The sequence below is a fragment of the Aminobacter sp. P4_H6_2 genome, assembly GCF_056400805.1.
Window position 1 is genome coordinate 1 of the sequence record NZ_JBFUKO010000086.1, and the last position, 13,918, is coordinate 13,918.

Sequence of the window (13,918 nt, forward strand, 5' to 3'; positions counted from 1 at the left end):
GTCTCTCTCTTCACGCGATGTGAACGCGCTGACCGATGCTGGCAAGGCAATGGCTGGCATCATCGCCAATTCATTGGATGAAGTCCAAGCGCTGTCACTCAATAACGCTTGAGCGGCATACCGCGTGCATCGCAAACCAATTTAGGAACCGGCGAAGATTATCAGCTGCTCAAGATTTGGCGATAGAGCGTCCGCGTTAACGGTGTGCAGCCGCGCTGCCTTGGCTGCCCCATCGGCGTCGCCAGCGCGGATTGCAGCAAGGAGTTGCTTATGCTCCTCGACGATTTCAGGGCCGAGTTCCTGATGCTCCGTCATCAACCGACGATAAAGTTCTAGCCCGATCATCACCTGAAATACTTGCACACATGGTTCGATTCATGATGTTTCAGCTATGCGGCTGCTCGGCACCACGTCGTCGCAACCTGCACTACAGAAGCCGGATTGGTGCCGGCAGGAGATTTTGACCGATGCCCGAACGCTATCTTTCCCCAGCTCTCCGAGGTCTCGGTGCCATCGCTCTGACAGCGCCATTGGTCGGTGTTGAGGCGCAGATCTACGACCGGCTGTGGAACGCCATTCTTGATCGCAAGATTCGCCCTGGCACCAAAATGGYGGAAGACGAGATTGGCGCTGCCTTCAACATCAGCCGTACCGTCATCCGCAAGGTGCTGGTCATCTTGGAGCAACAGGGGGTTGTTCATCTGCCAGCCAATCGAGGTGCCTATGTCGCGGCACCAACGCCAGACGAGGCGCGAGAGGTGTTCGAGGCGGCTCGCGTGATCGCCCGCCATGTCGTTGCCGAACTTGCAGCAAATCCCGACCTACTAGGCCATGAAGAGCGGGCGCGACTTGAGGAGCACGACAAGGTCGAGCAACAGACTCCGGCGGCACTGGACCCCCATACTACGAGGCGACTCGCGGTGGAGTTCGATATCCTTTTAGCAATGCTCTACGGCAACAAGACGCTTGCCGCCGCRCAAGAGCGTTTGCTGATGCGCTGTATGATGGCCATCACGCTTTATCAGGAGCATCAGGTGCTGTGGCCGCCATATGCAGTTCATCAGCCACTGGTCGAGCTGATTTATGCCGGACAAGTCGAGCAGGCAGTCGCGCATGTCGATAACGTGTATCGCACACTTGAAGCGAGTTTGCGACTTGCACCGCTAGACCAGGCCATCGATCTGCGCGCCATCCTCAGCGGCGACGACAGCCCGACCTTGTCTATAGTCTCCGAATCCTCACCTGGGACAAAGGCTGAGGGTAACAAGCCAAAGCCCCGTTTGAAATCTACTAAAGCATCTCGGGGCGGGGCTAAAAAAACGCCCTCCTAAAGCTGCCATCGTTCAGACAATTTTGACGGCGGTTTGAGGCCTAGTGGACAAAATATGACATTTGAATCCTGCAAGAGGCCATGTGGGCGTTCAGTGCGCGAGTCTCAGGCATGCAGCCATGCTCGGACATGTTGCCAAGGCATCCCGGCCTCTGGCTGTACTTCGGATGGCGCGCCTACGGCATGACGGACGCTCCCCCGAGCGGCCGTCTTGTTGCCGAACTGCGCGCACCTCAGAAGGTCATCAGCGAACTGCATGAACCCAGTTTCGTTCGTCGTTCGCCAACCCTCGCTGTATCCCGACCAACTCACTGCGCAGCTTGTCGGTAACCGGACCCACCTTGCCGTCAGCTATGGTAAACGACCCTCCCGAAAAGCGGACAGCACCGATTGCAGCGACGACCGCTGCGGTGCCGCAGGCAAACACCTCCCTAAGCCTGCCGCTAGCGGCGTCGGCTTGCCATTGATCGAAGCTGTAAGCCGTCTCCTCGACTGCCATGCCGGCGTCACGAGCGATCGCGATAAGAGAGGCCCGGGTGATGCCGGGTAGGATCGTGCCTAAAGGCGGTGTTACAATGCTGCCGTCGTCCATGACGAAAAAGATGTTCATGCCACCGAGTTCTTCCACCCAGCGATGTTCCGCGGCATCGAGAAACACAACTTGGTCGCAGCCATGCTTGGTCGCGTCTGCTTGTGCGATCAGACTGCCGGCATAGTTGCCGCCACACTTGGCGGCTCCGGTGCCGCCGGCAGCTGCCCGACTGTAGCTGTCCGAGACCCAGACGGTAATCGGTTTCTCTCCACCCTTGAAATAGGCGCCAACGGGGGATGCGATAACACAGAAGATGTAATGAGATGCGGGGCGCACTCCCAAGAACGCGTCGCTTGCGAACATGAAGGGCCGCAGATAGAGACTGCCTTCTCCTTCTGGAATCCACTCCCGGTCAATCCCAACGAGCGCTTCAACCGCTTGGACAAAGACAGGTTCAGGCAGCTGCGGCATAGCCATGCGTTCGGCAGAACGATTGAATCGACGCGCATTTTCCTCGGGGCGAAACAGGGCAATCTCTCCCCCGTTTGTCCTGTAGGCCTTCATGCCTTCGAAGATTTCCTGGGCGTAGTGCAGCACTGCGCTGGCTGGATCGAGAGAAAACGGCTCGCGCGGCCTGATGCGTGCGTCGTGCCAACCTTCATCGGCTGACCAGCTTATCGTCACCATATGGTCGGTGAAAATCCTGCCGAACCCGGGATTTTCCAGAAGCTTCGCGCGTTCCTCCGAAGGAACGGGGTTTGTTGCCCGTGTGGTACTGAACAGGAGGGTTTTTTCCATAGCAGTCTCGTTCCTAGTAGGTCATTTGGGAGCCTTTCGAACGGCTCCATCCACCCTGATCGTTTTGCCGTTCAGCATGGTTTACGATGATACTCTCCACCAAAAGCGCAAATTCATCAGATTTACTAGGCCAACCTGCATGATGAACCTGCTTGCCAAGCGAATTTTGCGCCGCCGGCGGTAGGCAGGCTCCCATCAACGCCACTCCAGGTCGATGTGGAAGGCGAGGACGGCCTCCAGCTCATCTGGCCCCGCCCCAACCGCGACTATCCCGGCCCGCCCATAAGCGGCGTCACATCTCTGGTCCTTCCGGGCGTCAGGGTTGTTTCCTTTTAACACTCGCTGCCCGACTTCGGCATGTCCTTTGGCGCGCGGTAGCCCCGTCGTTTCTTCATTGTTTCCAGACGCCCAAGTACGCTTTGAGCCTCGTCGGGCTCGTCGAAGGTTTCGATCATGGCTTGYCCRTTGRTGCCGATCCGCCCCCAGTTGCGAATGACCGATACGCCGCCAAACAAGGTTGGCTGGAGAGTGAGGCTGTAGAACCGGTGCATGTTAAGAGACGCATCGATCCGGTGTAAATGAATGTCGTTTCCAGTGTCGCACATGGCCGAGAGTCTCGCCGCGACAGCAAGTCACGTCCAACGACATATTTGAATCCAACGGCCGAGATCGATTCATATCGGTAATGTTTTTCGACCGAACCGCAGAGGGCAGTCTTGGCTCTTGCGTGCATGCCTAGTCCGGTGCGCCGGGCGGTGTCCTGCCGCAGCGGAAATATCAGGTTGCGTTGGTGATACATCAGATGTACGTAGTCATTGCCGATTGGATTATCGGCTCGCCTGCGGCCTTGGTCGCTTCAGGGTGCAACAGGACCGTCAAGCGCGGCTCGGCCGCACTGGCGCATGGGGAGTGGCATGTCTTCAATCAGTCGTCGTGATCTCATGGCAGCCGCAGCTGCCGCGGCTTTAGCTTCCTCATTCGCCCTGCCGGCTTGGGCGCAAACGCAGCCCAAGCTTGAGTTCCTCTATTCGCCCTACGCCGACTACGCTCCGTTCTTTGTCGCCAAGGAATTCGGCTACTTCGACGAGTTCGGCGTCAACGTGACGCTTTCGCCGAAGGGCGATACGGCCGAGACCATCCAGATGCTCGCCTCCGGCAACATCGAGGCCGGTGGTGCCACCTGGGGCGCAAGCCTCTTCAACGCGCTGGACCGCGGCGCCACCGTCGCGATTAACGCCACCCTGGCGCGGATGCCGGCAACGATTCCGTCGCCATCACCCTTCATGGTCTCGCAGAAGGCCTGGGACGAAGGGATCAAGACCGTCGCGGACCTCAAAGGCAAGCGTGTCGGCATTCCCGGTCCAGGAGGCTTCGGCATGTATTCCACGGCCAAGGCCCTGGAGAAGGGGGGGCTGACGATCGAGGACGTCGAGGCGGTATTCCTGCCGCCGCCCGCGAYAGCAGCCGCATTCGCTAACGGCGCGCTCGAGGCGGGCTGGAGCATCGAGCCTTTCGCCCAGCAGCTCGAGAAGCAGGGGCTTGGCCGCCGGCTGGTCGAGGACCACACTTTCGGCACGGAGCTCGGTTTGATCGCCTTCAACCAGGATTTTGTCGCGGCCAACGAGGATCTCGTGGTGCGCTTCATGGCTGGCTATCTCAAGGCTGCCCGCCTCCTTGATAATGGCGGATGGCAGGACGACAAGGTTGTCGCGGTCGTGTCGAAATACACTGGAACCGAGCCAGATACGCTGCGCGGCATCCCCTATACCGTCCGTTCCGAGGATGGTGCCATCGACATGGCTTCGGTGCGTGAGCAGGAGGAGTTCTTCCGCAAGCGTGGCACGCTCGAATATGAGGGTCAGGCCAAGATTGACGCCGTCTATCGTCTCGATCTGCTGAAGCGCGCCAACGACCTGCTCGCAAGCAAGAAGTGATGGCAGTCGTGCGTGAGGCAGTGCATCCGTCCGCGGCGGAAGCGGCTCCGCCGGCTATCGAGGTCAGTCMTCTGACCAAGGCCTTCTACGACAGCGAAGGCGACCGCGTGACCGTGGCTGTCTCCGATGTCAGCTTCTCGGTGGCGCGCGGCGAGTTCGTCTGCATCGTCGGGCCGAGCGGCTGCGGCAAGACCACGGTCCTGCGCATCCTCGCCGACCTCGAGCAGCAGCTCGGCGGCACGGTGAAGCTGCACAGCGCGACCCCGCCGGCCATGGTCTTCCAGGAGGCGTCCGTGCTGCCCTGGCTGACGGTGTCGGAGAACATTGCCTTTCCGCTCAGCCTTAAGGGAGTCTCTCGGGCAAAGCAGGAAGCGCGTGTCAGCGAACTGTTGGCGCTGACGGGTCTTACCGACTTCGCGAACGCCCGCCCGCACCAGCTCTCCGGCGGCATGAAGCAGCGCGTCTCGGTGGCGCGCGCCTTGGTCGACGACCGCGAGATCCTCTTGATGGACGAGCCGTTCGGCGCGCTCGACGAGCAGACCCGCCTTGTTCTGCAACAAGAGCTGCTGCGGATTTGGGAGACGACCGGCAAGACCGTGGTCTTCATCACCCATAGTGTTGACGAAGCGCTGACGCTGGCCGACCGCGTGATCGTCATGTCGCCGCGTCCCGGTACGTTGGTTGCCAATCTGACGGTTCCCTTCGAGCGGCCGCGCGACGTTGTCGAGATGCGGCGCGACAAGCGGTTCTGGGACATGACTTACGAGGTCTGGCGTCTGCTGGCCTCTCCTGCGGGAGCCTGAGATGAGCGCCATTCCCTTGACGCTGACGGAAGAACAATGGCGCCGGCTGAAGGCGCCGGCGCGCCGCGAACGAATTTACCGCATCGCGTCCTATTTCAGCCCGCTGCTGCTGCTGCTGTTGTGGGAACTGTGCAGCCAGTTCAATCTGATTGACCGGCGCTTCTTCCCGGCGCCGAGCGCGATCGCCGGAACCGCCTGGCGCATGATCGTAAGCTTCGAACTGTTCGACCATATCGGGGCTACGCTGCGTCGCGTCGGCATCGGTTATGTCATGGGGGCCGTGCCCGGTATCATCATGGGGCTGATCCTCGGCCTGTCGCGACCGGCCCGCCGGATGCTCGGACCGATCTTCGCGGCGCTCTATCCTGTGCCGAAAATTGCCATTCTGCCGCTGATCTTGCTGATCTTCGGCGTTGGCGATGCGTCGAAGTTCGTCGTTATCGCCATCGGCGTGTTCTTCCTCATGTTTTACAACACCATGGGCGGGGTGATGCAGACGCCTCAGATCTATATGGACGTCGCCAAGAATGCCGGCGCGACCAGGCTGCAGATCTTTCGGCGCATCGCTTTCCCGGCAGCTCTTCCGAGCATTTTCACCGGGCTGAAGCTCGCCGCCGGTTCGTCCTACATCATCATCGCTGCCGCGGAGTTCCTTGGAGCGCGCAGCGGCGTCGGCTTCTTCATCTGGGCATCATGGCAGACTTTCGCGGTGTCGCGCATGTTCGTCGGCATCGTGGCGATCTCGGCCATGGGCTATCTCACCATCCTGGCGCTCGAGGCGCTGGAGCGGCGTTTCGTGCCCTGGGCGAAGCATTGAGAGGCTGAGGAGCACAAGCTCATGACCGTCGACGCCGATCTCACTGCCCATGCACCTGTTTCGGAGCGCATCTACCTGGCGCTCCGCCAGGAGATTATGCGCTGCGAGATCGTGCCTGGGACGACGCTGGATGCAGCCTCCATTGCCAGCCAGTACGAGGTCTCGAAGACGCCGGTGCGCGATGCCATGCAGAAGCTCGCCGCCGACGGGCTGGTCACGATCTTGCCGCGCAGCGGCTATCGCGTCGCCCCCATCACGTTTCAGGCCGTGCACGATATTCTCGATATGCGCGCTGCGATCGGACCGCATGCAGCTCGGCAGGCGGCACGCTACGCCACCCCCGCCGAAATAGCTCTGCTGCGCCAGATCGTCAGAGAATACGCCGCGCCGATGGATATCGGCACCATGCAACAGGTTGCACGCCGCTTTCACCTTGCCATCGCCCGCTGCAGTCGTAACAAGCGCGTCGTCGCTCTTTCGGAGAGCCTGTTTGACGAGCTCGAACGTCTCCTGCGTTTCGCCATCGATTTCACGGTCAAGACAGGCGAGCATTCCGACGAGCACACAGCACTCGTCGACGCAATCGAAGCTGGCGACGGCGAGAAGGCCGCCGCAATCGAGTTCGCCCATATCAAGCACAGCCGGGAGTTCCTGATCGAGCGCCTGATGACCTTGGGCTACCTATCGGAAAGCGAGATCCAGCTTGGCAGCACAGCGCGGAGCCCGGGCGAATGATTACGATCCCTGATGCGGTAGACCGGCTGTCGGCGGCCCTGGGCGGCAGCCTCGCTGCGAAGCTTGCGGCTTCGGCTCTGGTCGAGGCCGATGCGCTCGGTTTGCCGCGCTTTGGCATCGCCATGCTCGATGAATGGACGGCCGATGCTGCCCCGGTGCCAGCGGGCGAGGGCTCGCAGGGCATTGCCTGGCTCGACTGCTCCTCCTGCTTTGCGCCGCTTGCGGTCGCCAGCGCCACGCTCGACTTGGCTGAAACCGCCCGGCAATACGGCGTCGCCGCCGTCTTCCTGCGCGGTGTCAGGGGCTTCGGCCGGCTCGCTCCCTTCGTTCGCCATCTCGCAGATCGCGGCCTCCTGGGTATCGCCGGCGCCGAAGGCCYGCCTTTCGTCGCCGCGCATGGCGGCAACCGTCCGGTGATCGGCACCAACCCGCTGGCGCTTGCCATGGGGCAGGGCGCCGATCGCGTGGTCATCGACGTTGCCACCAGCAGCGCTACCATGGCGGATATACGCAATGCTCGTATTTCCGACGCACCATTGCCTGAGGGGATCGCCCTGGACGGCGAAGGACGGCCGACCAGTATCGCGGCCGAAGTGGCGGCGTTGCTGCCGCGCGGCGGCCAAATAGGCTCGCTGTTTGGGCTCGTGGTCGAGCTCATGGCTGGCGTAGCCGGCGGTGGAAGGGGGGATCCGAAGGGGCGGGGCGTTTTCATCCTCGCTTTCGATCCAGCACGGGCCGAAGACCGCATCGACTGGCAAGCAAAACTTGCCGGGTTGAAGAGCGATTGGACGGATGGAGGTGGTCACTGGCCACGCGGCGGCAGTCTGTCGTCAGAAGCCGCACTGGATGGTGATTTCGCACGGCGTTTCGACGCCTATCTCGGCAGCATGACCAGCCCGGCAGGCCGATGATCGCGCCGGCCACTTACCTACAGAGTTTATGATCCAGATGACGACAAAGCCTGTTTCCGCGCCTGTCCTTTCAGTCGAGCCTGTAGATGGCCTCATCGACGAGCYGCGCCGAATCGTCGTCTCCGGTCTCGCTCCCGACGAACTTGTCGCCATCTCGGCCTGCACCGAGCGAGCGCGGGGTGTGATCTGGATGGGCCAGGCGACCTTCATGGCTGACGCTGAGGGCGTGGTCGACCTGACCCGTGACGCGCCGGTCGGTGGCGACTATGCGGAAGTCTCGGCCATGGGCCTGATCTGGAGCCAGCAGCCGGTCGACAGCGCGAGCGCTGAACTCTTTGCCGACGATGTCATGCAGCCCCTTCAGACGATGTTGACGGCCGAAACCGCCGATGGTGCCCAGGCCGAGGCCAAGCTCTTCCAGGGTTTTGCGGCACCTGGTGTGGAGCGGCAGGAGATCCGCGAGGACGGCCTGGTGAGCACGCTGTTCACTCCGGCCGGGCCGGGTCCTCATCCTGTTGTGGTGGTGCTTAACGGCTCCGGCGGCGGCATCAATGAACCGCGGGCTGCACTGCTTGCTTCCCGTGGCTACCGAGCCTTCGCACTCGGCTATTTCAAGGCGCCTGGACTGTCGCCATTCATCACCGAAACCCCGCTCGAATATCTCGAGACCGGCCTGCGCTGGGCGCGCCGGGCTCTCCAGCCCAAGGATCGCTTCGTAGCGGTCAGCGGCCAGTCGCGTGGCGGCGAGCTCGCGCTGCTGCTGGGTGCCACCTTCCCGGAACTGGTTTCCGCCGTGATCGCATTTGTGCCCGGTGCCGTGGTCCATGGCGCCCAGGGTGCCGGCGATCCGGCGCGTGGTGGCTGGCAAGGTACAACCTGGACCCGGGACGGAATTCCCCTATCGCATCTGTGGCAAGACAACAGTGCCGTGCACTGGCATCCCTGGGCCGGCGACGCTCCGCCCAGCCGGCACCACTCGGTCTTCTTCGAAGGGCTTAAGGATACGGCGCTTGTGGCGCGCGCGCGCATTCCGGTCGAAAACATCGCAGGTCCGGTGCTGCTGATCTCGGGGCGCGATGACCGCGCCTGGCCGTCCAGCCTCTATTCCCGCATGGTCGTATCGACGCTCAGCCAGCACGACAATCCTTACCTGGTCCGTCATCTCGACTTCGATGATGCCGGGCACGCCATCAACCTGCCGATCGTGCCGTCGACGCAGCTGAGCCGCCTGCACCCAGTCTCGAAAGTACCCTACACCAACGGCGGCACCCCCTCCGGCAACTCCAGAGCCGACGACGGTTCCTGGCGCGGCATGCTCGCCTTCCTGGGGGAGGTCACCGGCTCCGCCGGTCAAGACTGAGCCGGAACCCTCATGCGCAAGCAGACAGCTGAATTCTTCGAAAGGGAGACGAACATGCCCACAAGAGAACATTTGGAAGGCCAATGGCGCGAATGGCGCTACGCCCATGTCGCCAAGATGTTCCGCCCATATGGTTGGACCTCGCTGGTTGCCCAGTACTGGCTGGAAGCAGACGACAAGGACGTTAGTTTCGACCTGCTTCCGGGCACCTGGTCGGTCGAAGGCGGCAAGGTCATGTTCACCCCGCCTGCCTCGGGGCCGACCCTTTCGGTCAACGGCACGTATCCCACGGGGCCGGTCGAAATCATCCCGGGCCGCAACCAGACCTACGGCCACGGCAAGAGTGAGCCCGTCTACTTCGGCGTGAACGAGGTCGAGGCGATCCTGCGCAGCAAGAATGACGGCCAATCCCTCTACGGCGTGCGCGTGCGCGACCCCAGGGTGGCGACGTCTGTGGAGCAGGCTGGCGTCACCGCATTCGACTACGACCCGGCCTGGCGTATCCGCGGCGTCTACACGTCGACCGCGCACACCGAGTACGAGGCCGAGACCGTGGAAGCCGGCGTGCGCGAATCGACGCCGCGCATTGGCACCTTTGCCTTCGAGCACAAGGGCAAGAGCTACAGCATCGAGCTGATTGGCAAGGACACGGCAACAGGTGTCCAGCCGGTTGCGCATGTTCGCGACAAGACCAGCGGCCCCGTCACCTACGGCGCCGGCCGCGTCATCGAGCTGCAGTTCGCCGATGATACGAACACCCGCATCGACTGGATCGATTTCAACTACGCCGTTGCGCTGCCATGCGCGTTCACGAACTTCGTCACCTGTCCGTTGGTTCCTCGTGAGAACCAGCTCGATTTCGAGGTGCTCGCAGGCGAGAAGCGCCCCTCACAGGATGTGGCGAGGACAATGACCTATCAAGCCGGAACTAACGGCGCTTCCTGACACGCACTCCTGCTCACTTCAGGTGTCCATCAAGACCTGATGGACACCTTGCGGCCGTCCTTAGTGGTTCTAAGGGAGCTCCTGCCACCGCAAGGAGATCGCGCCAGGTGGTCCGAGGCAAGGGATCCGATTTTTTCAGCGTCCGCTGCCCGTTTGATCGGCGAAAACGTCAAGAGCCCAGCAGCTCCGACATGGCGGCCACTGCTGTTGGATAGCCGTTGGGCCCAAGCCCAGCGATCACCGCTGTCGCGATCTTCGACACGAAGGAATTGTGATAGTAGGCCTCGCGCCGGTGGATATTGGAGATGTGAAGCTCAATGATCGGGCCTGAACACATCTTCAGCGCGTCGAGAATGGCAATAGAGGTGAATGTAAAGGCGGCGGGGTTGATGATGACGCCCGCCTGCTCGTCGATCGCCTCGTGGATCCAGTTGATGATCTCGCCTTCGAAGTTGGACTGGTGAAAACGCAGCGGCCGCTCCCCGGCCGCCTTGCGGCACATGGCCTCGACCTCGGCAAGCGTGGTGGTTCCGTAGATTTCCGGCTCGCGCTTGCCGAGCCGGTTGAGGTTCGGGCCGTTGATGACAAAGATCGGCTTGGACATTTTGGTCTCCATCTAAAATCAGCCCTGGTAGCCGAGCAGGCGGGGCAGCCACAGCACGAGCGAGGGAAAGAAGGTGATCAGCGCCAGAGAGCCGATCATAGCATAGAGGAACGGCAGGACGTCGCGCACGATGTCCCGGAGCGGCACCTCGGCGATGCGGGTCATGATGAACAGCAAAAGCCCATAGGGCGGGGTCACCAACCCCAGCATGATGTTCACCACCACCATCACGCCGAAATGCACCATGTCGATGCCAAGCGCATGCGCGGTCGGGATGAGCACCGGCACGATGACCAGCAGGATGGTCGTGCCTTCCAGCACGCAGCCCAGCAACAGAAGCAGGATGTTGACGAGGATCAGAAAGCCGGTCGGCGATAGATCCCATGCAGTCAGGATGACCTTGAGGGATTCAGGGATGTTTTCGACCGTCACAACATAGTTGAACACCAGCGCGCCGGCGATCAGCATGCCGATCGAAGCGGTGGTGCGTGCGCTCGCCAAGACCGAGCGGTAGAAATCCGCAAAGCTGACGCTGCGATACAGGATCACCGAAATGATCAGCGCATAGGCTGCGGCAACGGCCGCCGCCTCGGTCGGCGTGGTGATGCCCGAGTAGATGCCGCCCAACAGCACGACCGGCATCATCAGCGAGGGAAACGCCCGCCAGGTTATGCCAGGCAGTTCGCGCAGCGGCGTGGGCGCTTCGACCGGGAAATTGTGGCGTTTGGCCTGGTAAGCGACGATCGCCATCTGCGACGCCGCCATCAAGAGGCCCGGTATCATGCCGCCCAAAAACAGGTAGCCGATAGAGGCATCCGACACGAGCGCGTAGATGACCATGGGGATCGACGGCGGGATGATCGGGCCTATGACGGCTGTCACCGCAGTCAGCGCCGCCGCATAGCTCGGCGTGTATTTGCCGTCCTTGGTCATCATCATCTGCATCATCTTGCCGGTGCCGGCGGCGTCGGCGATGGCCGAACCCGACATGCCAGCGAAGATGATGCTCTGGACGATGTTGACGTGGGCGAGGCCACCGCGGAAACGGCCTACAATGGCATCGCAGAAGCGCAGAAGCCGCTCTGTCATCGAGCCGATGTTCATCAGCTCTGCCGCGAGGATGAATAACGGCACCGCCAGGATGATGTAGTTGGAATACATGCCATTGAGGAACTGCTCTGCGGCGGTTCCCATATCGAGGCCGGCAAGCAGCAGATACAGGATCGAGCCGGCGATCATGGAGTGGCCGATGGGCAGTCCAAGAAAAGCGAGTGCGGTGATCGCAACGACGGAAATGGAAAACGGACTAGCGAGGTTCATACGCCCGATCCTGCCTTTGTCGGGTCGAACTCCTGCGGCGCCTTGCCGAACATGGCTTGCCAGGAGAGCCAGAGGTAGCGGACGATGATGGCTATAACGAAGACGACATAGATCGAAAACAGCCAGTCCATGCGGATCTTCAGGTAAGCGGTCTTTTCGACCTTCATGAACATCACATAGTCGAGCACCGCTGGAAGCGAGATGGTGTAAAGCACCAGCAGCGAGAACGCCGCGATCAGGAACATGATGCGCCTGACGCGCGGGCGGGCTGCCGCATAGAAGAGGTCAAACCGTATTTCTTCTTCTTCCCGCACGACGAATGCGGCGCCCCACAGCACCAGCCAGATCCATAGCACGACGCTGAGTTCGTTCGTCCAGCCGATCGGCAGGTTGAGGATATAGCGGAACACGATCTGCAGGAGGAATGCCACGAACATGGCGACCAGCATCGCCGCAAGAACGTTTTCCGCACGCCGATAGAGCCAGCCGCAGAGGCTGCGATATGAAGGGGGCAAGGCGATCCTCCCGCGAAAGCCGATTTTACCGGGACAGGCAATGAAGCGGCGGGCATGGCTGCCCGCCGCGACCAGCAGCCTAAAGCGCGCTGATCTTTTCGGCCATGCCGGCTGGCCAATCCTTGGCGAGATCAGACGCCTGGTATTTCTCCTGGGCGAACTTGCGGAACGCCGCGACATCGGGCTCGTAGACATTGAGCCCTTTGCCCTTGAAGAACTCCACCAGCTCCTTTTCGCGGGCGAGGTGCTTTTGCGTGCTGAAGTCGATCGCAGCGTCAGCAGCCGCCTGCACCTTGGCCTGAGTTTCTGGCGACATCGCGTCCCACACCTTGTTCGACACGACCAGCAGGTCGAAACCGACGAGATGCGAGGTCAGCACGATCTGCGACATGACTTCGTAGAACTTCATGTTYTCGACATTGGGCAACGGATTGTCCTGGCCGTCGATCGCCCCAGTCTGCAGACCGGTATAGACCTCGGCATAGGCCATGGCGGTCGGGTTGGCGCCAAGCGCCGAACCTAGGAACTGCCACGCGTCGCCGCCTGGCATGCGCAGCTTGATGCCGGCCATGTCGGCGGGCGTCGTGATCTTCTTGTCGGGCTTGAGGCCGACCTGGCGGGCGCCGAAATAGGTCGGGCCGAGAACATGGATTCCGAGCTGATCGGAGGCCATCTTCTTGAGTTCGCCGCCGAGATCGCTGGCAAAGAACGTCTTGAGGTGGGAAGCGTCGCGGAACAAGTACGCGGCGGTCACGATCGACCATGCCGGCACCTGCTTGGCAATGTCCTGCGGTGCGATATTGCCCATCTCCAGATTGCCGCGCTGGATGGCGACGAGTTCGGTACCCTGCTTGAACAGGTTGCCGCCGTAGTAGCCCTCAAAGACGAAGTCGTCCTTGGTGGCATCGGCGAACATCTTCATCATCTCGGCGCGGATGTCCTGCTCCGAAAATACCGCTGAAAAGCGCAGCTTCGGCTTGTCTTGTGCAAACGCGGGCCATGCCATGGTTGTCGCGGCAAGCGCTGTTCCGATCAGAAATTGTCTGCGTGTGGCATTCAGTGTCATGGTTTTCCTCCCTTGAAATCCATTCCGTTGCTCAAGCGCCGTCAGAGCGCATTGATCTTTTCGACCGTCCTCTCCGGCCCCTTGAACAGCGCATCCGATTTTGGCCGGTAAATCATGGCACAGCCTCGAAATGGCCGGCCATGGCCGCACGGTCGGGTGCAATGCCGGTGAATAGTTCGAAGGCGCGAACCGCCTGGTAGACGGCCATGCCGGTTCCCGCGAGCACGCGGCAGCCAAGTGCCCTGGCC

General features: G+C 61.4%; 15 protein-coding genes and 1 pseudogene. 8 read left to right on the top strand and 8 right to left on the bottom strand.

Annotated features, from left to right (window positions below; genetic code table 11):
• Window positions 1-141: 141 nt before the first annotated feature.
• Complete coding sequence (locus AC1DUU_RS09520) at window positions 142-363, bottom strand: FCD domain-containing protein (protein WP_476783176.1); 222 nt, start codon at window positions 361-363, stop codon at window positions 142-144.
• Window positions 364-467: 104 nt separating this feature from the next.
• On the opposite strand from AC1DUU_RS09520, the gene AC1DUU_RS09525 reads away from it, so the two are divergent.
• Entirely contained in the window at window positions 468-1,331 is an 864-nt protein-coding gene (locus AC1DUU_RS09525) for a GntR family transcriptional regulator (protein WP_476783177.1), read from the top strand.
• A gap of 243 nt (window positions 1,332-1,574) precedes the next feature.
• Here the strand turns inward: AC1DUU_RS09525 and AC1DUU_RS09530 are convergent, their stop codons facing one another.
• Both AC1DUU_RS09530 and AC1DUU_RS09535 read right to left on the bottom strand, forming a co-directional pair.
• Window positions 1,575-2,660: a branched-chain amino acid aminotransferase gene (locus AC1DUU_RS09530; protein ID WP_476783178.1), complete on the bottom strand. Its 1,086-nt coding sequence runs from the start codon at window positions 2,658-2,660 to the stop codon at window positions 1,575-1,577.
• A 332-nt stretch (window positions 2,661-2,992) separates the two neighbouring features.
• A pseudogene (locus tag AC1DUU_RS09535) lies at window positions 2,993-3,308 on the bottom strand (WGR domain-containing protein).
• Between the two features lie 266 nt (window positions 3,309-3,574).
• On the opposite strand from AC1DUU_RS09535, the gene AC1DUU_RS09540 reads away from it, so the two are divergent.
• Genes AC1DUU_RS09540 through AC1DUU_RS09570 form a run of 7 tightly spaced genes read left to right on the top strand, consistent with a single transcriptional unit; the run spans window position 3,575 to window position 10,165 of the window.
• On the top strand, window positions 3,575-4,594 hold the full coding sequence (locus AC1DUU_RS09540; protein WP_476783179.1) for an ABC transporter substrate-binding protein: 1,020 nt from the start codon (window positions 3,575-3,577) through the stop codon (window positions 4,592-4,594).
• The gene (locus AC1DUU_RS09545; protein ID WP_476783180.1) at window positions 4,594-5,397 is read left to right on the top strand and encodes an ABC transporter ATP-binding protein; all 804 of its coding nucleotides are present in this window, start codon (window positions 4,594-4,596) and stop codon (window positions 5,395-5,397) included. Before AC1DUU_RS09540 ends, AC1DUU_RS09545 begins: the two co-directional genes overlap by 1 nt.
• Before the next feature lies 1 nt (window position 5,398).
• Window positions 5,399-6,214 (top strand): ABC transporter permease, encoded by an 816-nt coding sequence (locus AC1DUU_RS09550; protein ID WP_476783181.1) that lies wholly within the window; start codon window positions 5,399-5,401, stop codon window positions 6,212-6,214.
• A 21-nt stretch (window positions 6,215-6,235) separates the two neighbouring features.
• Window positions 6,236-6,949: a GntR family transcriptional regulator gene (locus AC1DUU_RS09555; protein ID WP_476783182.1), complete on the top strand. Its 714-nt coding sequence runs from the start codon at window positions 6,236-6,238 to the stop codon at window positions 6,947-6,949.
• Window positions 6,946-7,860, top strand: coding sequence for an Ldh family oxidoreductase (locus AC1DUU_RS09560; RefSeq protein WP_476783183.1), 915 nt, complete (start codon window positions 6,946-6,948; stop codon window positions 7,858-7,860). Before AC1DUU_RS09555 ends, AC1DUU_RS09560 begins: the two co-directional genes overlap by 4 nt.
• 37 nt (window positions 7,861-7,897) lie before the next feature.
• Entirely contained in the window at window positions 7,898-9,220 is a 1,323-nt protein-coding gene (locus AC1DUU_RS09565) for an acyl-CoA thioesterase/BAAT N-terminal domain-containing protein (protein ID WP_476783184.1), read from the top strand.
• Between the two features lie 54 nt (window positions 9,221-9,274).
• Window positions 9,275-10,165, top strand: a complete 891-nt coding sequence (locus AC1DUU_RS09570; RefSeq protein ID WP_476783185.1) for a DUF1684 domain-containing protein — start codon at window positions 9,275-9,277, stop codon at window positions 10,163-10,165.
• A gap of 169 nt (window positions 10,166-10,334) precedes the next feature.
• Here the strand turns inward: AC1DUU_RS09570 and AC1DUU_RS09575 are convergent, their stop codons facing one another.
• From AC1DUU_RS09575 to AC1DUU_RS09595, 5 genes are all read right to left on the bottom strand, one after another.
• Window positions 10,335-10,769: a type II 3-dehydroquinate dehydratase gene (locus AC1DUU_RS09575; RefSeq protein WP_476783186.1), complete on the bottom strand. Its 435-nt coding sequence runs from the start codon at window positions 10,767-10,769 to the stop codon at window positions 10,335-10,337.
• An 18-nt stretch (window positions 10,770-10,787) separates the two neighbouring features.
• Window positions 10,788-12,089 carry a TRAP transporter large permease gene (locus tag AC1DUU_RS09580; RefSeq protein WP_476783187.1) on the bottom strand — a complete coding sequence of 434 codons (1,302 nt, stop codon included), beginning with the start codon at window positions 12,087-12,089 and terminating at the stop codon, window positions 10,788-10,790.
• Window positions 12,086-12,604 carry a TRAP transporter small permease gene (locus AC1DUU_RS09585; RefSeq protein WP_476783188.1) on the bottom strand — a complete coding sequence of 173 codons (519 nt, stop codon included), beginning with the start codon at window positions 12,602-12,604 and terminating at the stop codon, window positions 12,086-12,088. Before AC1DUU_RS09585 ends, AC1DUU_RS09580 begins: the two co-directional genes overlap by 4 nt.
• 79 nt (window positions 12,605-12,683) lie before the next feature.
• Entirely contained in the window at window positions 12,684-13,670 is a 987-nt protein-coding gene (gene dctP, locus AC1DUU_RS09590) for a TRAP transporter substrate-binding protein DctP (RefSeq protein ID WP_476783189.1), read from the bottom strand.
• Window positions 13,671-13,782: 112 nt separating this feature from the next.
• Window positions 13,783-13,878 carry a hypothetical protein gene (locus AC1DUU_RS09595; RefSeq protein WP_476783190.1) on the bottom strand — a complete coding sequence of 32 codons (96 nt, stop codon included), beginning with the start codon at window positions 13,876-13,878 and terminating at the stop codon, window positions 13,783-13,785.
• Window positions 13,879-13,918 lie beyond the last annotated feature (40 nt).